General features: G+C 34.2%; 24 protein-coding genes. 1 reads left to right on the plus strand and 23 read right to left on the minus strand.

Annotation, left to right across the window (positions count from 1 at the left end):
* Positions 1-5 precede the first annotated feature (5 nt).
* The 5 genes from D1003_RS11295 to D1003_RS07860 all read right to left on the minus strand — a co-directional run bounded on the left by D1003_RS11295 (position 6) and on the right by D1003_RS07860 (position 4,384).
* Positions 6-251: an NAD-dependent epimerase/dehydratase family protein gene (locus D1003_RS11295; protein ID WP_260393368.1), complete on the minus strand. Its 246-nt coding sequence runs from the start codon at positions 249-251 to the stop codon at positions 6-8.
* A 60-nt stretch (positions 252-311) separates the two neighbouring features.
* Positions 312-2,462: a S9 family peptidase gene (locus D1003_RS07845; protein WP_153936366.1), complete on the minus strand. Its 2,151-nt coding sequence runs from the start codon at positions 2,460-2,462 to the stop codon at positions 312-314.
* A gap of 122 nt (positions 2,463-2,584) precedes the next feature.
* On the minus strand, positions 2,585-3,367 hold the full coding sequence (locus D1003_RS07850; RefSeq protein ID WP_153936367.1) for a YgcG family protein: 783 nt from the start codon (positions 3,365-3,367) through the stop codon (positions 2,585-2,587).
* Complete coding sequence (locus D1003_RS07855; protein ID WP_153936368.1) at positions 3,348-3,779, minus strand: TPM domain-containing protein; 432 nt, start codon at positions 3,777-3,779, stop codon at positions 3,348-3,350. Before D1003_RS07855 ends, D1003_RS07850 begins: the two co-directional genes overlap by 20 nt.
* Entirely contained in the window at positions 3,779-4,384 is a 606-nt protein-coding gene (locus D1003_RS07860; RefSeq protein ID WP_052911772.1) for a LemA family protein, read from the minus strand. The genes D1003_RS07855 and D1003_RS07860 overlap by 1 nt, the downstream gene beginning before the upstream one ends.
* A 66-nt stretch (positions 4,385-4,450) precedes the next feature.
* Here D1003_RS07860 and D1003_RS07865 point away from each other — a divergent pair, with 66 nt between their 5' ends.
* A complete protein-coding gene (locus D1003_RS07865; RefSeq protein WP_153936369.1) occupies positions 4,451-4,942 on the plus strand; it encodes a dihydrofolate reductase in 492 nt (163 codons plus the stop codon).
* 10 nt (positions 4,943-4,952) lie between these two features.
* Here D1003_RS07865 and rimO read toward each other — a convergent pair whose 3' ends face one another.
* The 18 genes from rimO to D1003_RS07955 form a co-directional block, all read right to left on the minus strand.
* Complete coding sequence (rimO, locus tag D1003_RS07870) at positions 4,953-6,257, minus strand: 30S ribosomal protein S12 methylthiotransferase RimO (RefSeq protein ID WP_153936370.1); 1,305 nt, start codon at positions 6,255-6,257, stop codon at positions 4,953-4,955.
* 104 nt (positions 6,258-6,361) lie between these two features.
* Entirely contained in the window at positions 6,362-7,219 is an 858-nt protein-coding gene (gene rfbA / locus D1003_RS07875) for a glucose-1-phosphate thymidylyltransferase RfbA (protein ID WP_153936371.1), read from the minus strand.
* Positions 7,216-8,820, minus strand: a complete 1,605-nt coding sequence (locus tag D1003_RS07880) for a hypothetical protein (protein WP_153936372.1) — start codon at positions 8,818-8,820, stop codon at positions 7,216-7,218. Before D1003_RS07880 ends, rfbA begins: the two co-directional genes overlap by 4 nt.
* Entirely contained in the window at positions 8,810-9,934 is a 1,125-nt protein-coding gene (gene rffA, locus D1003_RS07885) for a dTDP-4-amino-4,6-dideoxygalactose transaminase (RefSeq protein WP_153936373.1), read from the minus strand. Before rffA ends, D1003_RS07880 begins: the two co-directional genes overlap by 11 nt.
* A complete protein-coding gene (locus tag D1003_RS07890) occupies positions 9,931-10,629 on the minus strand; it encodes a GNAT family N-acetyltransferase (protein WP_153936374.1) in 699 nt (232 codons plus the stop codon). The genes rffA and D1003_RS07890 overlap by 4 nt, the downstream gene beginning before the upstream one ends.
* Positions 10,619-11,536 (minus strand): glycosyltransferase family 2 protein, encoded by a 918-nt coding sequence (locus D1003_RS07895; protein WP_153936375.1) that lies wholly within the window; start codon positions 11,534-11,536, stop codon positions 10,619-10,621. The genes D1003_RS07890 and D1003_RS07895 overlap by 11 nt, the downstream gene beginning before the upstream one ends.
* A gap of 3 nt (positions 11,537-11,539) precedes the next feature.
* Positions 11,540-12,619 carry a dTDP-glucose 4,6-dehydratase gene (gene rfbB / locus D1003_RS07900; RefSeq protein WP_153936376.1) on the minus strand — a complete coding sequence of 360 codons (1,080 nt, stop codon included), beginning with the start codon at positions 12,617-12,619 and terminating at the stop codon, positions 11,540-11,542.
* Between the two features lie 16 nt (positions 12,620-12,635).
* Positions 12,636-13,181 (minus strand): dTDP-4-dehydrorhamnose 3,5-epimerase, encoded by a 546-nt coding sequence (gene rfbC, locus D1003_RS07905; RefSeq protein ID WP_153936377.1) that lies wholly within the window; start codon positions 13,179-13,181, stop codon positions 12,636-12,638.
* Positions 13,182-13,214: 33 nt separating this feature from the next.
* A complete protein-coding gene (locus tag D1003_RS07910) occupies positions 13,215-13,799 on the minus strand; it encodes a sugar transferase (protein WP_153936378.1) in 585 nt (194 codons plus the stop codon).
* 156 nt (positions 13,800-13,955) lie between these two features.
* The gene (locus D1003_RS07915; protein ID WP_153936379.1) at positions 13,956-15,089 is read right to left on the minus strand and encodes a DegT/DnrJ/EryC1/StrS aminotransferase family protein; all 1,134 of its coding nucleotides are present in this window, start codon (positions 15,087-15,089) and stop codon (positions 13,956-13,958) included.
* 1 nt (position 15,090) lies between these two features.
* On the minus strand, positions 15,091-15,639 hold the full coding sequence (locus tag D1003_RS07920) for a sugar transferase (RefSeq protein ID WP_153936380.1): 549 nt from the start codon (positions 15,637-15,639) through the stop codon (positions 15,091-15,093).
* Between the two features lie 5 nt (positions 15,640-15,644).
* A complete protein-coding gene (locus D1003_RS07925) occupies positions 15,645-16,544 on the minus strand; it encodes an NAD-dependent epimerase/dehydratase family protein (protein WP_153936381.1) in 900 nt (299 codons plus the stop codon).
* Positions 16,541-17,365 (minus strand): glycosyltransferase family 2 protein, encoded by an 825-nt coding sequence (locus D1003_RS07930; RefSeq protein ID WP_153936382.1) that lies wholly within the window; start codon positions 17,363-17,365, stop codon positions 16,541-16,543. The genes D1003_RS07925 and D1003_RS07930 overlap by 4 nt, the downstream gene beginning before the upstream one ends.
* Positions 17,366-17,370: 5 nt before the next feature.
* Positions 17,371-18,411: a glycosyltransferase family 1 protein gene (locus tag D1003_RS07935; protein ID WP_153936383.1), complete on the minus strand. Its 1,041-nt coding sequence runs from the start codon at positions 18,409-18,411 to the stop codon at positions 17,371-17,373.
* Positions 18,412-18,420: 9 nt separating this feature from the next.
* Positions 18,421-20,052, minus strand: coding sequence for a hypothetical protein (locus D1003_RS07940; protein ID WP_221410924.1), 1,632 nt, complete (start codon positions 20,050-20,052; stop codon positions 18,421-18,423).
* Positions 20,025-21,077, minus strand: coding sequence for a glycosyltransferase family 4 protein (locus D1003_RS07945; RefSeq protein ID WP_153936385.1), 1,053 nt, complete (start codon positions 21,075-21,077; stop codon positions 20,025-20,027). Before D1003_RS07945 ends, D1003_RS07940 begins: the two co-directional genes overlap by 28 nt.
* A 3-nt stretch (positions 21,078-21,080) precedes the next feature.
* Positions 21,081-22,433 (minus strand): O-antigen polysaccharide polymerase Wzy, encoded by a 1,353-nt coding sequence (gene wzy, locus D1003_RS07950; protein ID WP_153936386.1) that lies wholly within the window; start codon positions 22,431-22,433, stop codon positions 21,081-21,083.
* Positions 22,433-23,449: a glycosyltransferase family 2 protein gene (locus tag D1003_RS07955; protein ID WP_153936387.1), complete on the minus strand. Its 1,017-nt coding sequence runs from the start codon at positions 23,447-23,449 to the stop codon at positions 22,433-22,435. The genes wzy and D1003_RS07955 overlap by 1 nt, the downstream gene beginning before the upstream one ends.
* Positions 23,450-23,451 lie beyond the last annotated feature (2 nt).

A 23,451-nucleotide genomic window follows, 5' to 3' on the forward strand; every position in this document is an offset into this window, starting at 1 on the left:
TTCCTTTAAATAGTCCAGCGTTCATCTGCAATACCTGCTCCTGCAAGATTGATGATAGCATCTGCCATTTCAAAAGGCGTTTTATCAAAGGTTTTTAATTGAGGCTTCCATTCAAAATAACGCAAATTATCCTGTGGATTATGAGGTGGTAGCCTTCTAGTTAAAACAAAAATCTCATATCCCTTTGAGAGAAGATATTCGGTAAGATGTTTCCCTACAAAGCCTGTTCCTCCTGAAATAATGACTTTCATCTTTGCTTCCACTTTTTAATCAAAAAAGCCCTAAGATATTTAATCCTAGAGCCTTTAGATTTAGTTTTTATTATTTTTTAAATGAGCATCAAAATAGTCTGTAACCTTTTGCATCAGATGCACTCTATCTTTACCTATCACATTATGAGCATGACCTGGATAAACAAAATAATCTAACTGAACCCCTTTATCAACCGCTGCTTTCAAGAAATCAATCGTATGTTGCCATACCACTACATCATCTTGAGCTCCGTGTATCAGGAGTAAATTCCCTTTAAGATTTTGCACCTTATCTAGTAGATTAGCTTGTGCATAGCCTTCTGGATTTTGCTGTGGAGTATCCATATAACGCTCTGTATACATAATTTCATACATCTTCCAATCTATCACAGGACCTCCTGCCACGCCTACTTTAAAGACATCTGGATGACGAAGCATTAAACTCGTCGTCATAAATCCTCCGAAACTCCAACCATGAACGCCCATTCTTTCAGAGTCTACAAAAGGTAATGATTTTAAATAATCTACCCCTTTTAGTTGGTCGTTCATTTCCACAGTTCCTAGCTGACGAAATGGTGCCGACTCAAACTTTAGACCTCTATTAGACGAACCTCTACCGTCCATAGTAAAGACTACGTAGTCCCGCTGTGCCAAATACTCATACCAAAGATTCCCACTCGCAGGAAAAGAATTGGTAACTAACTGAAGATGTGGACCATTATATAAATAAACAATAACAGGATATTTTTTATTTGGATTAAATGAAGTCGGCAAAATCAGCTTTCCATAAAGAGGCGTGCCATCATCTGCTTTCAGTGTTACATTTTTAACCTCTGGACGAAGGTATCCCTCCAAAGTATTATCCGCAGACAACAAAGTACTAGATGCCATTGTATTGGTATTGATGACCTCTATTTTTCTTGGCGTAGTTGCGTTAGAATAGCTATCTAACAAGACCGTCCCAGACTGATTAAGCAACCCTCTATGAACACCTGCCGACTTGGAAAGACGCACCATTTTCTTGTTGTGCCAATTAACCTTATATAAGTGCTTTTCTAAAGGTGTTTCTTTAGTTGCCTCTATATAAATTTCATTTTTCTTCGCATTGAATCCTAAAATATTACTTACCAACCAGTCGCCTTCTGTTATTTGACCAACCAAACCTTTAGTCAAATTATAGTGAAACAAATGATTATACCCCGTCCTTTGGCTCTGCCAAATAAAATCTGTATTAGAATTAGGGAAGAATACCAACGAGTGCTGTGGCTCTACATATTTATCACTTTTTTCCTCAAAAAGAGTTTTGATAAACACACCTGTTCTAGCATCATATTGGTTCATTTTGAGGTGATTTTGGTCTCTATTGAGAACACCTACAAAAATATATTTAGCATCTGGACTCCACGAAACCGCCGTTAAATATTGTTCTTTATCTCCTTCTATGTTTAGAAAATGAGTTCTTTTCGATTTTACATCATAAACTCCTAAACTCACTTGGTGAGAAGTACCGCCCGCCATAGGATATTTAATATTATGATTTTTTGCAGGCGTAACCGACCAATCTATCACAGGATAATCATTCACCATCGTTTGGTCCATTCTGTAAAATGCAATCATAGAATTATCGGGAGCAGAGAAAATACCTCCATCTATCCCAAACTCGTTACGATGAACTGATTGTCCGCTAATGATATTTTCGTTCTTTTCATCAGTAATTGCAAACGCTTGTCCATTTTTTTGCCAATAAAGATTATTTTTAACCGTATAAACAAAAGTGGAATTATCTGATAAAAGTGTAATATTATCTGCATCCTCTGGTAAACGCTCCCACTCTTTAATATTCCAGCCATTATCTTTTTTATCCAACAAATAATAAGTATTGTTTTGAGAAAAATAAGCTGTATTATTATTGATAAAATTAAGATTAGGAAAACCAAATAATCTTCTACCCCCTGTTAAATTTTGGTTGATTTGATAAAGAGAAATTAAAGTATCTGACTTCATTGACGGATACTCTGTAATCATATAGGCATTCTTAACTGAATGAATATACCCTGAACCATCTTTTGCCCACCGTAATTGAGGTAAATTCTTAATCGCCAAATTAGAACGAAGCCCATTGACAGCTTCACTCATTGTAAACTTTTGCTTTTGAGCAGGTAATAATCCTACTACTAACAGAGCTAGCCAATAATTTTTATTAAATTTCATAACGATAATTTGTTCTAACCTCAAAGATACTAAAAAATGTTACACTGAAAACAAAACACTTTCTAGCTCCTAGAATTTAAAACAAATCTGTTAAAACGTAATCTAAAAATTTAAGTTAGCAACTACCAACCACCACTAGCTCCACCTCCGCCAAAGCTACCGCCACCACCAAAACCACCAAAACCGCCGCCACTACTAGAACCACCGCCAAAACCACCTCCAGGGAAAGGAAAGAATCCTCCAGAATAAGAGCGTCTCCCTCTTCTTGTAATCATTACATCTTCATCATCATAACCACCTCTCCCATTAGAATCACTACCAGAAAACATAAGTAGAATGAATACTACTATAATAAAAATAATGATACTCTTTACCAATCCGCTATTTGCTTCAGACTTGGGAATAGGTTTAAACTTACCTTGTACAGCTTCTATAATCGCAGTTGTTCCGTAATCTATACCTTCGTACCAAGCACCTGTCTTAAAGCGAGGTACCACAAGATAATCTATAATTTGTCCCGCTGTGGAAGCTGTAAGATACTGCTCTACCGCACGCCCTTGCTGTATAGACACCTTCTTATCTTCCGTAGCTATGAGAAAAACCACCCCATTATCTACCTTTTTTTGCCCTATTTTCCACTGTTGCCCAAACATTGTAGCCACATAGTTAATATCTTCTCCCTTAGTCGTTGGAATAATAATAACCATTATTTCGGTAGAAGTAGAATCTGCAAAGGCTATTAACTTTTGGTTGAGCTGTTGTTTCTCCTGGACAGAAAGTAAGCCTACCTCATCATAAACTGGATAAAGCACACTTGGCTTTTTAGGAATTTGATACTGAGCTGCAAGCCCCCCAAACCAAATAAAAGATAGAAATAAAAATATTTTAAGAGAATGTAATCTCATTCGGTAATTCATTATGATTTTGTCCTTCTATAGGAAAATTTTTTTTGAGTTCTTGACCTGCCTTCAAAATAGCTTCCTTTAACCCTAAATAATATTTACCTTGAGCAAACGAAGCGGTAATTTCATCGTGCAATCCGTCCCAAAATTCTTGTTTCACCTTTTTATGAATGCCCTCATCACCTATAATCGTAAGATATTTATTATCAAAGTTAATATGGAATAACACAGCATTTCTGTGTCTCGTATTTTGCATACCTAACAATTGAAACACCTCAAAAGCTCTCTTAGCGTGATGAAGCTCCGTTTGGGTATCTATATGAACTCTAATCTCCCCCGTGGAGAAACCTTCAGCTATTTTAATGGCTTCCACAAGGGAAGCCTGTTGTTCTTCTGTAAGATAATCTTTAACCATTATTTGAAAACTTCTGGAGCTTTTTCTGCTCCTACTTCGGAGCGGAAATAAGGTTTATCTCTAAAGTTAGTAAAATTAGCTAAAATGTTATTAGGAAAAGTTTTAATCGTATTATTGTAATCCTTCACCGCCTCGTTAAAATAAACCGTTTCTGCTCTAATGCTATTCTCTATTGCTATATATTCTCTTTGGAAATTGGTATATTGCTGGTCTGCCTTCAAATTAGGATACTGCTCTACCACAGCCATTAGACGGCTCAACGCTCCGCTCAATTCCCCTTGTGCCGACTGAAACCTTGCTAAATCAGCCTCCGTCATATTAGTAGGGTCTATAGTTACCGAAGTAGCTTTAGAACGGGCTTCAATCACTCCTGTTAGAGTTTCTTTTTCAAACTGAGCATAAGATTTTACTGTTCTTTCCAAATTAGGGATTAAGTTAGCTCTTTTCTGGTAAACCGTTTCCACATTAGACCATTTAGAGTTTACCTCTTGATCTTTCTCCACAAAAGTATTATAACCTGACTTTCCCCAAAAGAAAAGCCCTACCAAAATAACACCTAGTGCTATAAAAATAGTACTAGCACTCATACATCCTTTATTGTTCATAATTTTAAATTAAATCTGCTCCTAGTATACAAATTATGTGCTAAATTTGTCAGAAAATAGTACAAAATGACTACCATCATAGTAGCAATGGGTAAAAATAACGGAATAGGTGCTAATAATCAGCTTCTTTGGCATTTACCTAAAGATTTAAAACACTTTAAAAATTTAACCTCAGGACACCCTATAATTATGGGGCGGAAAACCTACGAGAGCATCGGGAAACCTCTTCCCAATAGAACCAACATTGTAGTTAGTCAAAAAAATGATTGGTTTGAAGAGGGTATTCTAATTGTTGGCACTTTAAAGGAAGCCATTAAATTCGCAAAAAAAATAGACGAAAACATTTTCATCATTGGTGGCGGTAGCATTTATGAGCAGACCATAGACCAAGCTGACCGACTGGAAGTAACTTTGGTGGATACCACTCTAAAGGCAGATACCTTTTTCCCAAAAATCAACCCAAAAGAATGGCTAAAAACTGATGAAATTTGCCACGAAAAAGATGAACAAAATCCTTATGATTTTTGTTTTCAGACCTATGAAAGAGTACAGAAATAATCAAATACGATTAGACTAATTCCCCGTATAAGTCATATTCCTCTGCAGAAGTGATACGAACATTAGCAAACTCCCCAATAGAAATGTAGGTATTTTCCGCTGACACTAGTACAGTATTATCTACATCGGGAGAGTCAAACTCGGTTCTCCCTACAAAGTAATTACCTTCTTTTCTATCAAAAATACAACGGAATACCTGCCCTACTTTCTCTTGATTTTTCTCCCAAGAAATTTGAGATTGTAACGCCATTATTTCTTCCACTCTAGCTTCCTTAACCACCTGAGGCACATCATCCTCTAACTGATATGCCGTAGTATTTTCTTCGTGAGAATAAGTGAAACAACCTAGCCTATCAAATCTTTGCTCTTTTACCCAATTTTTTAATTCTTGGAAACGCTCTTCCGTCTCTCCTGGATAACCTACAATAAGAGTGGTACGCACCGCCATATTTGGCACTTTTTCTCTAAACTTATTTAAAAGAGTATTGGTTTTTTCGTGCGTTGTCCCTCTTTTCATAGACTTTAGCAAATCAGTATTGATATGCTGCAACGGAATATCAATATAATTACATACTTTAGACTCTTCTCTGATAATATCCAATACCTCCTCTGGAAATCCCGTAGGGAAAGCATAATGTAACCTTATCCACTCAATCCCTTCTACTTTTACCAACTCTTTTAAAAGATCTCCTAAAGCTCTTTTCTTATAAATATCTAAACCATAATAAGTTAAATCTTGTGCAATCAAAATTAGCTCTTTAGTTCCTTTTTTGGCTAATTTTTTCGCTTCCTCTACCAATTTTTCTATCGGTGTAGAAACATGCCCTCCTCTCATCAACGGAATAGCACAGAATGAACACGGTCTATCACAGCCTTCGGATATTTTAAGATAAGCATAATGCTTAGGAGTCGTCGTCAATCTTTCTCCTACTAATTCGTGCTTATAATCTGCTCCTAAATGTTTGAGTAAAATAGGCAAATCCCTCGTCCCAAAATATTGGTCTACATCAGGAATCTCCTTCAACAAATCTGGTTTATATCGCTCCGAAAGGCAGCCTGTTACAAAAACTTGCTCTACTTCGCCCCTATTCTTCGCCTCCACATAATCTAATATTGTATTGATAGATTCTTCTTTCGCATTGTCTATAAATCCACAAGTGTTAATTACCACAATATCTCCACGCTCTTGCTCATGCACCACTTCTTTTCCGTTGGCTTTAAGTTGCCCCATAAGCACCTCCGAGTCGTACAAATTTTTTGAACACCCTAGCGTTACTACATTGATTTTTTTCTTTCCTGTGGATTTAGTTCTCATAACATTATGGATTAAAAGCCTGCAAATTTAGGGATTTTTACACAAATAAAAAGGTACACCTCATAAAGATGTACCCTATTGATATTTATTTGTCTAAGAAATTGTTACAAAATTCTTCTTAAATATTCTCCATAACCACTTTTGCCGTATTTATCCGCTGATTTTAGAAGTTGCTCTTTATTGATGAAGCCTTTTTTATAGGCAATTTCTTCAATACAAGAAATTTTGAACCCTTGTCTCTTTTCTAAAACTTTTACAAACTCCGAAGCCTCATGTAAAGAGTCAAATGTTCCCGTATCTAACCATGCGGTTCCTCGGCTCATTACTCCAACTTCTAACTCGCCCCTTTCTAAGTAAATTTTATTGATATCCGTAATTTCTAACTCGCCTCTTGGTGAAGGCTTTAAATTTTTGGCAAATTCTACCACTTGATTATCGTAGAAATACAATCCTGGCACCGCATAATTCGATTTTGGATTTTTAGGTTTCTCCTCAATGGAAATCGCTTTGTTGTCAGAATCAAACTCTACTACTCCATATCTTTCTGGATCAGAAACTTGATAAGCAAACACACAACCTCCCTTGATTTCAGTCTTACTATTTAGCAACTGCGGTAACCCTGTACCATAGAAAATATTATCGCCCAATACCAGCGCCACCGAATCATCACCGATGAATTCTTCCCCTAAAATAAATGCTTGTGCCAATCCGTCTGGGCTGGGCTGTACTTTGTACTCTATTCTACAACCAATTTGTGAGCCATCACCCAAAAGTTTTTTAAAGCCGTCTTGGTCGTGTGGTGTCGTAATGATAAGGATTTCTCTAATCCCCGCTAACAACAAAGTAGAAAGCGGATAGTAAATCATCGGTTTATCATAAACGGGCATTAGCTGTTTGCTCACCGCAATAGTTAATGGGTAAAGTCTTGTACCAGAACCTCCTGCAAGTATAATTCCTTTCATGGCAATGCTATTTCTTTTGAATTAGATATTAACTGAATTTTGTTTGTATTTAGGTCGTAAATATACAATGGAAAAGATAATGTTCTCTTACCTATTGTAATACCCATATCACTTATATGACACTCTGTTTTAAATCTATTATTCAACCTCTTTCCTAAGAAAGAATACAATGCGTAGTCTGAGGGATTAAAAAACAGAATATTACCACCTTCTAACTTTGACTTTGAGTATAGTTGTAACGCATCACGAACTTCATAATCTGCTTCTAACAAGGATTCGTCTGTAATAAACTCTTTACTTCTTCCTTCTTCCGTTATAACAAGGATTTTTGTATTCTGATCCGCATCAGGGAAAAGGTCATTCAGTCTAACAACTAATCTTCTATTATAATCCGAAGCGGCTATATAACTGTTTTTTTCTGATATTACAGCCACTATATTAAGCAAAAGCACTATAAAAACAATTATCTGTGATAACACAAAATAGCTTTTGTTTTTAGTAAATGTCAAAAATTGATACAAACATAAAGCCACTAACAACCCTGAAGAATACCTCACCCAAATTAGAATTCTATTTTCAAAACCAAATGCAATAGGAGGATAGACAGAAATAAAAAACAATACTAACGTCAATAAGAAAAAAAAGAAAAATATAAATATTTTTTTTAGGGAAACTAATTTTTCGTGTTTTCTAAAATTTCTCACTATCAATGCACTAATAAAAACGCCCAATAGTAGTAGAATAAAATCATACCAATGATAGTTTACCATTTCAATCACTGATTTGCATAAAATATATAAATAATCTAAGGTAAATAACTTCACAAAGGCTCCTATCAAAGCAAAACTCCTTTCTAAACTAAATTCAACCTTTGCTACTCCATAATCAAAGTAATTCGGATGGATTATTTTTAATAACCAAAGCCTAAAAACTGCAAATAATATCAACGGGAAAAATAATGACAAAGAAATCTTGACAACTGCGTTTCTATTAAGCCCAAAGCGGTGTATTGTGAGTAAACCTATCAACGGAGTAAGGAATAGGTTAATCTCGTACAATAAAAACGAAAGAACCATCAATACACCCGCCACCAAATGCCCCCAATTAGATTTTTTATTAATCAATAAAATTGAAAGCAATACAGCAAATACAATGTATTGTATGTGTTGCATCACCACAGAAAACATATTGGCACTGCTCAAAGGAAACAATAGCACACAGACAACTGCTAAAGTAATAAATGTATTATTATCTTCAAAATATAACTTCAATATTTTGTAAAATAGATATATGTTTACGACCGATAAAATTCCCCAAAACAAGTACGCCGATTTCGTTATTGAAAACAAATGCATCAAACTCATCAATAAAACAGACGTCGGTCTTGAATGCCTATTAGGATCTTCAAAATACGAATTAAATAACTCACCAAAACTTATCTCCCCTTCTATAAATTTTTCTTGCAATAATAAATGTCCTATATCATCGGACAAAACAGGCTGATGTAGAGCAAAAAACGTCTGTAATAGAATCCAAAATATTGCCAATAAAAACAATATTGTCCGTTGGTACTTATTGCCTTTCATCACTTTATTGCTCATTCATCAAATTTAATACATAGTTCACTTCCTCATTACTCAACTCATAATACAATGGTAATCTTAATAAACAGTTCTCAAAATAATCCGAATTTTCAAGAACTCTACCATCATGTTTATCTCTATAAAAATCGCTTTTATGTAAAGATAAATAATGAAACACAGCTAAAACATTATTTGATTTCAGTACATTGATCAATCTTGTTCGATGCTCTATACTCTCACAAATCACATAAAACATATGTGCATTATTCGTGGCATAAGAAGGTACTTTTGGTAATAATATTTTATTTTGATTTCTCAACCCTTCGTAATACTGTTTCCAAATAGATTTTCTTTTATTTTGAATATCTTCTAAATTCTCCAACTGAGCCCAAAGAAAAGCAGATATAATTTCACTTGGCAAGAAAGATGAGCCTGTATCTACCCATCCATATTTATTGACCTCTCCTCGGAAAAATTGACTTCTATTCGTTCCTTTTTCCCAAATGATTTCGGCTCTTTCTACAAATCTTTCATCATTAATTCCTAATCCGCCCCCCTCACCAGAGATGATATTCTTGGTCTCGTGGAAAGAGAATGCAGACAAATGCCCTATCGTTCCCAGAGCTTTTTTCTCTCCCGCTTTGTTAGTATAATAGCTATCAATACCTTGTGCAGCATCTTCTATCACAATAAGGTTATACTTTTCAGCTACTTCCATTATGGCATCCATATCACAAGCCATTCCTGCATAATGCACAGGAACAATCGCTTTTGTTTTTGGTGTGATAAGAGTTTCTAATTTTTGTGCATCAAGATTAGGGTGTTCTGCTTCAGAATCCGCAAAAACTATCCTTGCTCCTTGTCTTACGAAGGCTAACGCTGAGGAAACAAAGGTATAGCTCGGGACAATGACTTCATCACCCACTTTTATGTCTGCTAATATTGCACACATCTCCAAAGCATCGGTGCAAGAAGTGGTTAACAAAAACTTCTTAAATCCATATTTGTCTTCAAAAAACGATTGGCATCTTTGAGTAAAAAGACCATTACCTGATATTTTACCTGATTTTACAGCCTCCTCTATGTATTGTGTTTCCTTACCCGTCAAATAGGGCTTGTTAAATGGTATCATTTTTTCCAATAATGTTTTATAACTTGTCTTTCTTTTACCACATAGTCCATTTTAGCATAAAACGCACACGCCTGACTATTTTCTTCTTGTGTAGGAATTTCTAAAGTACTGATATTATTTTCTTGACAATATCGCTCCACCTTCTGCAACATTTTTTTTCCTATTCCCTTTCCTTGATAGTCTGGGCATGTTGCAATAAGTCCTATTTTTCCAATAGTTCCTCTACCTCTCTGTAAAGTTACAAAAGCAATAGGAACATCTTTACCATCAACGACATAGAAAGTCTTGATTGCAAATTTTTTATTCAAACTATTGATTATCCATTGATCATAAAGTTCTTGAAATTTATGCACGCCAAAACGACTATCCAATCTAAAACGACTCATCTTACCGCTCTCATAAGCTAATTTCCTAAACGATTCCCAACCGACATTGGTTTCATCAGTATCAAAAATTTTAATTTGTGTAGCCTGTACCTCTTTCCCTTCCTCTAATTTTTTCTCAAAAATAACTTTCGTCTCCTGAAACGTTTTTTGGAAGCCTTCTATATCCAGGGAAATATCTCGTTTTTGTTTAATTACAAGCACATCAAAAAAACTTAATTCTAACAAATCATTCTTATCATTATCATCGTCAATCGCTCCAACATTAACCCCAAAAAAATCAGTATCCCACTCTAATAGCTTAGCTTTCATAATGTTCTTCTATAATGTACACTGGTCTGTTTTTCATTTGATTATAAGCTTTCCCTAAGTATATTCCCAAGACCCCTATACAAGAGATTAGAACTCCCGACAAAAACCATATGGAAAGTATTAAAGAGGTAAAGCCCGGTTCTACAATATATCCCATTGCAAACTTGTATAGATACCATAGCCCCATAAGAAGTGAAAGCAATGACACCAATCCTCCAAAAGTAACAAATAGCCTTAACGGCTTATCTGAGAAAGAAAATATTACATTAAAAGCTAATGAAACTAATTTTCTAAAATTGTAACTGGACTTTCCTTCTCCCCTTTTTGAATGTTCCACCTCAATACTCGCCGTAGTATACCCTACAAAATTAATAAACAAAGGAAAAAACTTAATATAATCTCCAATAGATTTAACAGCCTCTATAACCTCTCTGTGATATATACCAAAATTAGCCACCTCTCTGTTTATCTTCATCCCTGATAAATAGTTGAACAACCTATAAAAAATATTAGAACTCAATATTTTTAGTAATTTGTCTTTCCTTTGTCTCCTTCTTGCAGTAACGATCTTATAACCTTCTTTTGCTTTTTTGTACAACTTCTCAATCTCCTTAGGCTGGTCTTGCATATCACAATCCATCACGACAACCCAATCTCCTGAAACCCTGCTCAGTCCGGCAAAAATGGTTGCGTGTTGTCCAAAATTTCTGCTTAATCTATACACTTTTAGATTCTCACTTTCCGCAGAAAGTGCTTTCATTACCTCCCAAGAGTTATCAGGACTTCGGTCATCTACCAAAATAATCTCATAAGGCTCTGCAATTTTCTGCATCACCCTATGAATTTCAGCCACCAAAGTAGGCAATATCTTTTCTGCTCTATAAACCGGACTTACTATACTTATCATTAGCTATGAATACTGTTTTTCGTAATATTCTTGATAAGCCCCACTGGTTACATTTTCCAACCAATCTTGATTATTTAAAAACCAATCAATAGTCTTAGCCAAACCTTCTTCAAAAGTAACGCTTGGTTTCCAGCCTAAATTTTTATTGAGTTTCGTAGCATCTATCGCATAGCGTTTGTCGTGCCCAGGACGGTCTTTCACGAAAGTGATTAACTTTTCGGAATATCCTTCTGGACGACCTAACTTGGCATCCATCTGTTTGATAAGTTCTTTAATTAAATCAATATTTTGCCACTCGTTCCAACCGCCAATATTGTAAGTTTCGCCTGTTTTAGCTTCGTGGAAAATTTGGAAAATCGCCTTTGCATGATCTATGACAAACAGCCAATCTCTCGTATATTTACCATCGCCATAAATAGGTAACGGTTTCTCGTTGATAATATTAGATATACAAAGCGGAATTAATTTTTCAGGAAAATGATTTGGACCGTAATTGTTGGAACAATTAGACACAATAAAAGGCATTCCGTAAGTGTTACCATACGCTCTTACCAAATGGTCGGAAGCCGCTTTACTCGCCGAATAAGGTGATTTTGGATCGTAAGGCGTTTCTTCGGTGAAGAACCCTGTTTCGCCCAAAGCCCCATAAACCTCATCAGTAGAAACATGATAAAATAAATTTTGTCTTGGTTCGTTTGGGAAATTCCCGTGTGTATGCTCTGGATTAAGCGTCCAAAACTCACGACAAAGATTTAACAGATTAGCCGTACCCATCACATTGGTATTGATAAAGGCATTAGGGTCGGTAATACTTCTATCCACGTGGCTCTCCGCCGCCAAATGCACCACCGCATCAGGCTGATGTTTTTCAAATACCTTTCTTAACTCTTCTACTTTGGTAATATCTGCCTTTTCAAAAGTGTAGTTGGGTTCGTTTTCAATATCTTTTAAATTCTCTAAATTGCCCGCATAAGTTAGGGCATCTAAATTGATTATTTTGGTATTAGGCAAGTTTTTTACAAACTCTCTTACCACATGAGAGCCAATAAAACCTGCACCTCCCGTTATTATAATTGATTTCATTTCTTTTGTATTTTTTTTAATAATTTTTCTCGGAAAACAAAGCCTGTACTTTATCTTTTTCGGAAAGAATAATGTCTGCCTCCTCCAACTTCCAATCTATCGCTAAATCCACATCATTCCAAAGGATTCCACCTTCAGACTCCTTATTGTAAAAATTATCACATTTATAGGCAAAAACTGCCGTTTCACTCAACACAGCAAAACCGTGGGCAAAGCCTCTCGGTACATAAAACTGTAACTTATTTTCTGCCGTTAATTCCACTCCATACCATTTCCCAAACGAAGGCGAATCTTCCCTTAAATCCACCGCCACATCCCAAACTTTTCCTTCTAAGCAAGATACAAGTTTCGCTTGAGCATGCTCTCCTTTCTGCAAGTGCAACCCTCTAAGAACCCCGTAAGACGATTTAGATATATTATCTTGAACGAAACGACCGTTCATGCCCGTAAGTTCCTCAAATTTTTTCTCGTTAAACTTCTCGTAAAAGTAGCCTCTCTCATCTTCAAAAATGGTAGGCTCTATAATATAGCAGTCTTTTAATGGTGTTTCTTTTATATTCATAATCTTGTATATACTGTACAAAAATAAAGTTTTTTACTTATTAAAAAAAATACCACAAGTTTTTAGTAATATTCTTATATCTTCCTTAAAAGATACTCTTTCTAAATACTCTAAATTTAGTTTGATTTTGTGTGGAAAAATAATCTCGTCGTTATATTTCAATGGGTTCTCTTTTTGATTTAAAAGATACTCTTCGTTTCGGTATTCTAAGCTGGCTTCCGATAAAAGACCAGGCTTTAAAATCAATAATTTTCTATCTTCTCCCTTGAGACTGTCATAATAGCCCGACACATCTGGACGAGGACCGATGAAACTCATCTCACCTTTCAAAATATTAAACAATTGGGGAAGCTCATCCAACTTAGTTTTTCTTAAAAAAGCTCCGACCTTTGATATTTTACGGGAAACCGGACGAATGGTTTTAAACTTATATATCCTAAATAGCTTGCCATACTGCCCCACTCTATCCTGCACAAAAATCCCATAGGAAAATGTATCTACGGATACCAAAATGAACAACATCAAAAGCAACGGAGAGATAACCACAATAACAACCCCCGCTAAAATTATAGCGAGTGTATATTTTATTTTCAGATAGGTGTATGGTTCCCCTTTCATATACTCATTTTTATTTACCCACCGCACCCGCGTAAGGGATAGAGTGGATCCCCCGAAGGGAAGACGCCGCGGAGCGAAGCGGAGCGGCAATGACCGAGGCGTATGAACGATAGCCCGACCCCAGCGATTGGCAATAGCGTTGGAGAGGGATACACCCTAACCTTTCAGTTTATAAACCACTTCTGATATTCTCTGTCTATCCGCATCGGTTAAATTAGACCCCGAAGGCAAACACAATCCGTTTTCAAACAACTGCTCTGCCACCCGACCGCCGTAATACGGAGCATCAGCAAAAACAGGTTGCAAATGCATTGGCTTCCATAATGGACGAGATTCGATATTATCTTCCAAAAATTTCAAGCGTAAATCCTCTCTGGAAAAACCGGACTTTTGAGCATCAATCACCACCGCTGATAGCCAATGGTTGGAAAAATAATCTTCCGATGGCTCTGTGAACACCTCTACACCTTCCATATTTTTGAACAAATCGATATAAAACTGATGATTGGCTCTTCGTTGAGAAATCCTTTCATCTAAAACTTCCATTTGTCCACACCCTATTCCTGCACAAATGTTGCTCATTCTATAATTGTACCCAATTTCTGAATGCTGGTAATGTGGTGCGTTATCTCTTGCCTGGGTAGATAAAAACACGGCTTTATCCTTCTGCTCCGAGGTCTTGCAAATCAACGCTCCGCCCCCCGAAGTGGTGATGATTTTGTTACCATTGAAACTCAAAATACTCATCTCTCCAAAAGTGCCGCATTTCTGTCCTTTATAGCTACTTCCCAATGCCTCTGCTGCATCTTCAATGATTGGAATTTCATATTTAGAAGCAACTGCTGTCAGTTCGTTCATTTTTGCAGGCATTCCGTAAAGGTGGACCACAATAATGGCTTTTGGCTTTTTACCTTTAGACAGTCTATCTTTGATGGCTTCTTCCAAAGCCACAGGACACATATTCCAAGTTTCTTTTTCGCTATCCACAAACACAGGTGTTGCCCCTTGATAAGCAATCGGATTCGCCGATGCCGAAAAAGTCATGCTCTGACAAATGACCTCATCGCCCGCCTTAACCCCTAAAATAATCAAAGCCAAATGTAAGGCGGCAGTGCCTGTATTTAATACAATAGGAAAAATACTTCCTCCAAGCCATACCCTCAATTTATCCTCAAACAACTCTATATTTTGCCCTAAAGTAGAAATATAGTTCTCCTGAAATGCTCTTTTCAAATAAAGCATTTCTGAACCCGACATATGTGGTGAAGATAAAGAAAGTTTTGTTTTCATTTTATTTCACTCTATCCCCTTGACCTTTTCCCCCAACCGTAGCAAATATATAATAAAAGTACTTACTCAATGTTAAAGTTTGATACAGCTGAGCATCTAGCTCTGCCAATTTTTTGGGAGTGGACATATCCACTTCGTTAATTTGAGCCAACCCCGTAATCCCAGGCAAAAAATTATACACACCTAATTTTTCTCGTTCTTCAATCAGTTCAGTTTGATTAAATAAATTAGGTCTCGCTCCTACCAAACTCATATCCCCCTTAAGCACATTAAACAACTGTGGAAGTTCGTCCAGTTTGGTCTTCCTCAAAAACGCACCGAATTTCGTAATTGAGGCCTGACTGGCCAAATGCGAAGCCACTGACTTAGTATCCTTATGCATCGTACGAAATTTGTATAAATTAAAGGGCTTTTTATTTTTACCCACCCGCTCTTGCACAAATATAGGGGAACCTGTGTCAAATAAACCTATCACATACAAAACCAAACCAATAGGCCACAAAAACAACAGCCCAAAAAACGATGCTAAAAAATCTATCAATCTTATCATGAAATTTATTTTTTATTGTGAAAACTCTTTAGGGTCTTTATTAAGCCTTCCTCAGCCGTATAAGGTAACTTTTCTATCCCTAAAGCCGATTTTATTTTTTGGTTAGAGACCACCAAATTCCCCGTCATTTTTCTTAGCCTTTTTGTATTTAAAGGAATAGGAAAAACATCTCCCACCTTTGCTATTACTTGAACTAAAAATTTTGGCAGACTCACTTTCAAGTTCTTCCTATTTGTTACTTTTTCAATTATAGATATAATTTCCTTAGTTGAAACCGCCTCATCATCTGCGATATGATAAATTCCACTTTCCAAGTTTTTACCATTTTCTATAATTTCTTTGATAAAAAAAGTAAAATTATCAATCGAAATAAAAGAACGACGATTATTAAAAGAAGCTAACGGATAAGGAATCCCTTTGCTTATTAGTTTATACAAAAGTCCTAAATTCCCTTTATCGCCCTGCCCATGAACCATCGGTGGGCGAAGAATAATTAGCTTTTTATTTGGTGGTATTTGCTGTTCCAAAAGCCACTCTTCTCCTGCTCTTTTTGATTTTCCATACCAAGAATAAGGATTGCAACAATCGGCTTCTATCAAAGGTTTATTTGATTCAAACTCCTCTATTGCAGCAATGCTACTAACATGAATCATCATTTCCGCATCAGAGTTCAAAAAAACATTGAATATCTCTTTAACCAATTCTAAATTAGCGAAATAAAAATCTTTTTCAGTAGCCTCTCTTTTATGATCGTGAGCCTTACCAACTAAATTTATTACTATACCTGCATCGGACATACATTGTTTCCAATCCTTATCTCTCAAAGAAATACCTTTTGAATTTGAGAAGTTTCTGAGAAGATTTTGACCAATGAAACTAGACGAACCTAAGATTGAAATATTCATTTTCTCAATTTTTGTAGTGTTTGGTTATTAATTTTCTTTCGTTCTTTATCAAAAAACCACCCCCACTTATTAAAATAGTATATTGCCGATTGTATTCCTATTTTTGTCAACCGCCAAGATTTATGTGAACCTTTTTCAAAATGATGATAAATAGAAACGTTCGGATAAAATACGGTTCTGAAACCATTTGCTATTAGTCTTCTACATAAATCTGTTTCTTCTCCATACATAAAAATTTTCTCGTCAAATAACCCTGTTTTTTTGACTGCCTCCAATCTTAAAAACATAAAACAGCCTGACAAATATGGAACATCCATCGTTTTATCATAATTGGTAAATCTTAATTCAAATAATTGGTTTCTTTTTTCAACCATTTTCTTGAAAGGATTAAATCTTCTCCCAATCCAATCGTACGGTGTCGGTAATAACTTACACAAATACTGAATATTTCCATCTGGATAATACACTTTGGGCATTACATTAGCTATAGACACATCAGTTTCCATATAATTTATTATCTCTCGTATTACATCCTCATTAAAATAAACATCAGGATTCAACACCAAATGATATTTAGAGTTTTCATTCATTGCCTTTTTTATTGCAATATTATGAGCTGCACCAAAACCAGGATTAGATGGATTAAAAATATAGACAACATTAGAATGTTCCACTATATCTTTTAAATCATCAGTAGGTGAATTATCCACTAAATATAGAATACTTTTGAAATCCATTTTTGAATTCAAAAAGCTATTGATAGCTTCCTGTAACTTTTTTCTCTCGTTCTTATATAATACAATACTAGCTGTTACAATCATTACAATTATTTTAGAATTTCCGTTTTTATTAAATCTATTATTTGAGATGCACTTTTATTCCAAGAAAACTTAGACAACAACGAAGGAAAACTTTTTTTAATTTCTTCCAGCGATACAAAATTTTCATAAATCTCTTTTATTTTTTCTGCAATATCTTTTTCGGATTGAGGATTTACAAAAATAGCACTATCTCCCAACACCTCTCGCATTACAGGAATATCAGAAACAAGAGACACCGTTCCAAGACTTGCCGCTTCTAAAGGTGGAAAACCAAATCCTTCGTAAAGACTAATATAAATATTACATAGACATTTTTGATAAAGTTTTGCTAACAGATTTTGGGATATAGAATGAATAAATACAACATTTTTTAAATTTAATCTGTCTGATAAATCTACTAACATAGAGCCATATTTATTTTTCTTAGCCACTATAACAAAAAGAGCATCAGTTTCCTCATTTTCTTTAATCGCCTTTAATAATCTTTCTATATTCTTATGATGATAACTTGCCCCTACTGTAAGAAAAAATGTTTTACCTTGAGTTATTTTTCGAAACTCTATCTCATCTTTTTCGCATTCATTATACTCTAAAAAATTGCATCCATTGTAAATAACCTCTATTTTATCCTCCTCTATTTTATAATGCGCCAATACATCTCGCTTCGTAAATTCTGAAATAACGACTACTTTTTTACAAGAAGATAGTATCATTGGCACCAAATATTTAAAATAATAATACTGAAATAAATGCTGTTTTGGATAAGCAAAACAGATCAAATCGTGAATAGTAACAATTTGATTTTTAACAAACGGCGAACCGTGAGTAGAGAAAGAGTAAACAAGGTTTTTTTTGGCTTTAAAAGGAAGTATAAAAAAATTCCAAAAAATTCTGTACAAAGCTAATAACTTGGTTCGTTTTATATACCAAAAGTCTTTTTTTAAATCTTTCTCTATTCTCAAAATTTCATCCCTTAATTTTATAGAATAAATTTCTACCCCATTTGCGCGACCATTCGTCATCGACATATTAAATTTCACTCTCATAACTATAATTTAATACCTTTCAATTTTGGCTGTTCCCCAATAATTTTTTGTTCCTTTTTCTTCAGAAACAATTTTTGCCCCTTTTATTTTCATCGGTAAATCCTGTGGAAGCTGTGTAGAAAAAAATTCTACATTCATTTCCGCATCTGGTGAAAATTCAATGGAAAAAGCATAATCTCTGGGAACAGTTTTATCATAAAAAACTTGTGTGTTTCTTATCGTTATTTTTCCATCTTTTACTTTTCCAAATCGGAAACCATTTCCTGTTCCTCCTAACATAATATTATCAAATATCAAATTGGGTATATGTGTGTAATTTCCAAATCTAAAAGAAGTTGCTATTGCTTTCCCATTGGACTTTATATTATCATTAAGCTGTTCTATCCTCAAATTCTCAAATTTCACATTGACAAAACTATTATATCCCGTTTCATTGGTCGCATATACCCCAAACAGACCTTGACTCCAACTTTGATTTCCCCCAAATAAAATATTAGAAGAAGTGGTATCTTTAAAATAGACTGTTGCCAATCCATACTTACCATTCCAAGAAGTATAATTATTGATGTTTACGAAATCTGCATTTTTATTAAACTTAATGCCTATATCTGAAAGGGTAAATATATTATCAATGTTGATTAGCTCACTACAACCGTCAAAAACAATACCTACATTCGCTTTTTCCATCAGAGATTCATCGGAAACCATTCTATACAATTCTTCATCAGAATTTATGGAAGAATCCGGGGAGTTCATTATAAATTTCACATCTCTAACCACTGCTTTATGGCTTGCTCCTATTACCAATAATGCAGTAGAGTTCACTCGTTTTTTAGGAGTTAATACCAAAGACAACGATTCTAATACATTGGAATCATAAGTACGCTGTGCCACTACTCCACCTATTTCACCTATATGAAATAAATGCTCTCCAGTATTGGCAGTAACAAGTTCTACGAAAGTTCTATCTTGTCCTACTCCCCTTAATCCTTTAAGGGGTATATTTCCAATTTTGGTATAATAAATTCCACTATTTAATTTAATTTCAAAAAAAACTTTATTTAGCTTTTCCATTGAATATTTTAAATCCACAGAATTTATTTCATTGGGAAAAGTACCAAACCACTCAACAAAATTATTACCATTATCAACAAAATGCCCTACTAAATCTACATTATCAAATATTTTAACTGGTTCTGCCAATATCGAAGTATTATCTCCATCTAATGTCCCATTTTTTAATATTACTCCATTGAATTTTAAAGCAAGTCTTTTAGGAATATTGATAGTTTTAGCATTAAGATTGAAAACATAATCTCCACTTAAATTCACAATAGACAGACCATTTTGTGAAAAATATTTTAGTATTGAAATAAAAGCTTGTGAATCATCTGAAATGCCATCTCCCTTCGCTCCAAAATCTATCGGAGATAATAAATGTATATTTTTTCTTTTGTAAAACTTCCCATCCTTTTTTATTACTATACTTTCTAAAACATCCTCATCCGTATAAGGAGTTCCATTACGCTTATGAGTAACCTCTATAAAATCGTTTATTTCTATACTTTGTGCATAATTCATTGCACAAAAACAAAATATAAAAACAAAAATATTTATATGGTTTCTAACAACTCTATCCATTGTTTTTCTATATTTTCCATGCCATACTTTTGGGCTTCCGTTCTCGCATTATTTCCCATTTCTTTTCTTATAGCTTCATTCTCAATAATCAGTTTTATTTTTTCATAAAATTCATCTTCACTATTTACTATAAATCCTGTTTTTTTATTTTGTATGAGGCTTGCTGTACCTTCGCAATAGTAGCCAATGACAGGCAAACCACAATTTTGTGCCTCCAAAATGACCATTGGCATTGCCTCGTTATAGGAAGTTATCAAGTGAAGAGAAGAATTTAGATACTCTTGCTTAATTTCTTTTACTGGCAGATTTATTCTAACATTTTTTAATTGGTTTTCGTCGTATAATCGTTGAATTTCTTCTTTTAAATCTCCATTCCCAAAAATATCTATATTCCACTCTGGAAAATCAACCATTAATCTTTTTGCAATTGGTACTATTCGTTCGTATCCTTTTTCAGAACTGATTCTACCAACCATTATAATTCTTTTAGCCTTGAGATTAGATGGATTTGACACAGAAAATGATAATGAATTAGGAATAATTTCTGTGTTCGCATTCAAATGTTGTATTTTGGCTTGTGCTATTGAAGAAAGCGTCACTATTTTATCCAATTTTGGATAAAGTAATCTAATCATCACTTTAGAAATTATAGGGATAGAATCAAAATCAATATGTTCACAAGCAATGGTTTTCATTCCCTTAGTCTTTACTAAGGGTAAAAATGCACTAATATTATGCCCTTCACCTATGAGTATATCGGGGTTTTCATCTTTTATACATTTTTTCAACAAACTGAAAAGTTGAAAATACCAACCTATTTTTTTTTTCATCGATTGAGGAAACTCACCAGCTCCTAAACAAACCACCTCTACTTTATCGTCTAATAAAAAAAACGGTTGTGCTGAATGCGATAGACTCACGATCTTCACCTTGTGATTTTTTGTCAGTATATTAGCAAGATTAATGGTGGCTCGTTCTGTACCTCCTGCTCTTGATATGTCTGCAATAAAAACTAATATTTTCATATTTTAATATTTTTTTGCTTTCTGTAATTTCCAACCAAATAGGACAATCAAACTACACCAAACAAAATAACGAACAAAATACAAATACTCCGCTCTTACTAAATACACGGCGTAAGATATTAACACACCATATAAAACCAACGAAAACAATGATTTTTGTGCATTAACTCTTGCTCTATTTACAAAATACCCTAAACCTATGAATAAAATAAAAGTCCCTAAAATACCAAAAGCTAAATATACATCTGCGACAATACTTGTTCCTAATCCCCAATCTCCAACATATCCAAAAGTTTCTTTGGTAAATATTAATGCAGATCTCATATCATCTGCATTGATTCCAGTAATATTAATAATAAAAGATTGTGCAAATGGTATTGGAGCGAATAAAGGGGATAGCATTGATATGCCATAAGTAATATCTTCACGCTGCACTATCTCTACGGCTAAAAAAGTGTTTCGGTTATTAACAATTAAATCCATTGCAGAATCTTCTATATGAAAATCTTCTCCTTCTTTAGAACGAATAATTCTTACAAATGCCATCACTACAAAACCTATAACTACCGATGAGATAAATTTTATAAGTCCTAAAGGGCGATATAGTAATGCATAGAATCCTAAAATAATAAGTACAATTTGCAATGGCAATGTCCTACTCCCTATAAGAAGAAACATCAGAAAAACTATGACTGTAATAACCACACCTACTTTATTGATTTTAGAAAATCTTATTTTTTGAGGATTTTCTACTTTTAAATTGTAAAATTCGACAATAATAGCTGATAATAGAAAGGCTGGAAAAAAAACATTGAAATAAACAAAAATTCCCTCTCCTTCAATAATTTCTCCACTCCCTCTTCCTATATATTCACTTACTAATTTTTTATAACCTCCTGTTACCACATAAACTACGAATAACATTATAGAAGTGATATACATCCATGTATTACTTATTTTTTTTCCACTATACGATAAACTATTTTTTATTTTATCTTTTTTCTTCTCGGATACAAGCATTGCCCCAAAAATATATGCTGAAATCCCTAAAAGAGCCAAACCTGAAGAAAGCGGAATTGTATTTTTATCAAATGATAATTGATAAAAAACATACCGGTATGGATCTGTTTCATACATATACATACCATAATATAAGTTTACGAAAAAATAAGTAATGAAAAATAAACAATCAAAATCAAAATAGTTTTTTTTCTTTTTAAGGAGCAAATATGAAAAAATATTGATAAAAAACAGTATAACACAAAGTACCGTATATTCATATTTATAAAAAGACGGTGCCAATAAACACACAACCAATGACACCATTAACAATACAAAAGAATATATTTTATCCATTACCTTCTTATTAATATTAATCTATACAACAACATAAAATTTTCTCTAAAAAACATCAGAAGTTTCATTATTACATCATTTTTGTAAATCTTATTTACCAATGCTGGTACTTCTATCTCAAATTGTTCTAACCGCTTATTTTGTTTATCAAAATTTATAATGTCTTTTCGCCAACTTCCTCTTTCTCTACGAGATACACTTTCATTTTTTCTATACATCGATAAAAGAATGTATTTTGCAAATGAAGAATATCTGCTATCTACTATTTTTCTAAAATAGCTATTGGGGTATTTTTCTAATATTACATTAAAATAATACCTTTCTTTTTTAAGAAATTTTTGCAATTCTGCCACACTATGATGCTTTTTTGAAAGAGAATTTTCTGTCTTTCTATTATAAAAATATGCTGTCTTATCTAAAAAAACAATTTGATTTATATACTGAATGTATTGTAGCGTAAAAATTTTATCTTCTCCATAGCTAAATTCTTCATTGAAAAGAATACAATTTTTCTCTATAATATCTCTCACAAATATTTTATTACAAGCTCCTCCCAAACACCTTTTCTCTTCCAAAATAGCAAGAGCATCTACAATTGCACTTTGTTCGTAAACGGCTTGCGGCAAAGCTTCTACAACATTTCTATCTAAATATTCTGATACAAACCCTTGATATATCAAAGCACTTGGGAATTCTTTCAATATTTCATAATATCCTAAAAGAAAATCATCTCCTATCCTATCATCACTATCTACAAACAAAAGATACTGTCCTTTGGCCTCTTTTATTCCTCTATTTCTTGTAGAAGAAACACCTCCATTTTCCTTATGAATAATTTTTACTCTTCCATCTTTAGCAATATAATCTTCTGCTATCTTGCCACTGTCATCGGTAGAACCATCGTTCACCAATATAAGCTCAAAATCTTTAAAAGACTGCTTCAAAATACTTTCAATACATTGCCGTAAAGTTTTTGAAGCATTATAAACGGGAACTATAATTGAAAACAGACTCATCT

The sequence above is a fragment of the Riemerella anatipestifer genome, from assembly GCF_009663465.1.
Classification (GTDB): Bacteria; Bacteroidota; Bacteroidia; order Flavobacteriales; family Weeksellaceae; genus Riemerella; species Riemerella anatipestifer_C.

Coding starts and splice junctions, on each gene's coding strand:
- D1003_RS11295 (WP_260393368.1), bottom strand. CDS start 251: ATGAAAGTCATTATTTCAGGAGGAACAGGCTTTGTAGGGAAACATCTT.
- D1003_RS07845 (WP_153936366.1), bottom strand. CDS start 2,462: ATGAAATTTAATAAAAATTATTGGCTAGCTCTGTTAGTAGTAGGATTA.
- D1003_RS07850 (WP_153936367.1), bottom strand. CDS start 3,367: ATGAGATTACATTCTCTTAAAATATTTTTATTTCTATCTTTTATTTGG.
- D1003_RS07855 (WP_153936368.1), bottom strand. CDS start 3,779: ATGGTTAAAGATTATCTTACAGAAGAACAACAGGCTTCCCTTGTGGAA.
- D1003_RS07860 (WP_052911772.1), bottom strand. CDS start 4,384: ATGAACAATAAAGGATGTATGAGTGCTAGTACTATTTTTATAGCACTA.
- D1003_RS07865 (WP_153936369.1), top strand. CDS start 4,451: ATGACTACCATCATAGTAGCAATGGGTAAAAATAACGGAATAGGTGCT.
- rimO (WP_153936370.1), bottom strand. CDS start 6,257: ATGAGAACTAAATCCACAGGAAAGAAAAAAATCAATGTAGTAACGCTA.
- rfbA (WP_153936371.1), bottom strand. CDS start 7,219: ATGAAAGGAATTATACTTGCAGGAGGTTCTGGTACAAGACTTTACCCA.
- D1003_RS07880 (WP_153936372.1), bottom strand. CDS start 8,820: ATGAGCAATAAAGTGATGAAAGGCAATAAGTACCAACGGACAATATTG.
- rffA (WP_153936373.1), bottom strand. CDS start 9,934: ATGATACCATTTAACAAGCCCTATTTGACGGGTAAGGAAACACAATAC.
- D1003_RS07890 (WP_153936374.1), bottom strand. CDS start 10,629: ATGAAAGCTAAGCTATTAGAGTGGGATACTGATTTTTTTGGGGTTAAT.
- D1003_RS07895 (WP_153936375.1), bottom strand. CDS start 11,536: ATGATAAGTATAGTAAGTCCGGTTTATAGAGCAGAAAAGATATTGCCT.
- rfbB (WP_153936376.1), bottom strand. CDS start 12,619: ATGAAATCAATTATAATAACGGGAGGTGCAGGTTTTATTGGCTCTCAT.
- rfbC (WP_153936377.1), bottom strand. CDS start 13,181: ATGAATATAAAAGAAACACCATTAAAAGACTGCTATATTATAGAGCCT.
- D1003_RS07910 (WP_153936378.1), bottom strand. CDS start 13,799: ATGAAAGGGGAACCATACACCTATCTGAAAATAAAATATACACTCGCT.
- D1003_RS07915 (WP_153936379.1), bottom strand. CDS start 15,089: ATGAAAACAAAACTTTCTTTATCTTCACCACATATGTCGGGTTCAGAA.
- D1003_RS07920 (WP_153936380.1), bottom strand. CDS start 15,639: ATGATAAGATTGATAGATTTTTTAGCATCGTTTTTTGGGCTGTTGTTT.
- D1003_RS07925 (WP_153936381.1), bottom strand. CDS start 16,544: ATGAATATTTCAATCTTAGGTTCGTCTAGTTTCATTGGTCAAAATCTT.
- D1003_RS07930 (WP_153936382.1), bottom strand. CDS start 17,365: ATGATTGTAACAGCTAGTATTGTATTATATAAGAACGAGAGAAAAAAG.
- D1003_RS07935 (WP_153936383.1), bottom strand. CDS start 18,411: ATGAGAGTGAAATTTAATATGTCGATGACGAATGGTCGCGCAAATGGG.
- D1003_RS07940 (WP_221410924.1), bottom strand. CDS start 20,052: ATGGATAGAGTTGTTAGAAACCATATAAATATTTTTGTTTTTATATTT.
- D1003_RS07945 (WP_153936385.1), bottom strand. CDS start 21,077: ATGAAAATATTAGTTTTTATTGCAGACATATCAAGAGCAGGAGGTACA.
- wzy (WP_153936386.1), bottom strand. CDS start 22,433: ATGGATAAAATATATTCTTTTGTATTGTTAATGGTGTCATTGGTTGTG.
- D1003_RS07955 (WP_153936387.1), bottom strand. CDS start 23,449: ATGAGTCTGTTTTCAATTATAGTTCCCGTTTATAATGCTTCAAAAACT.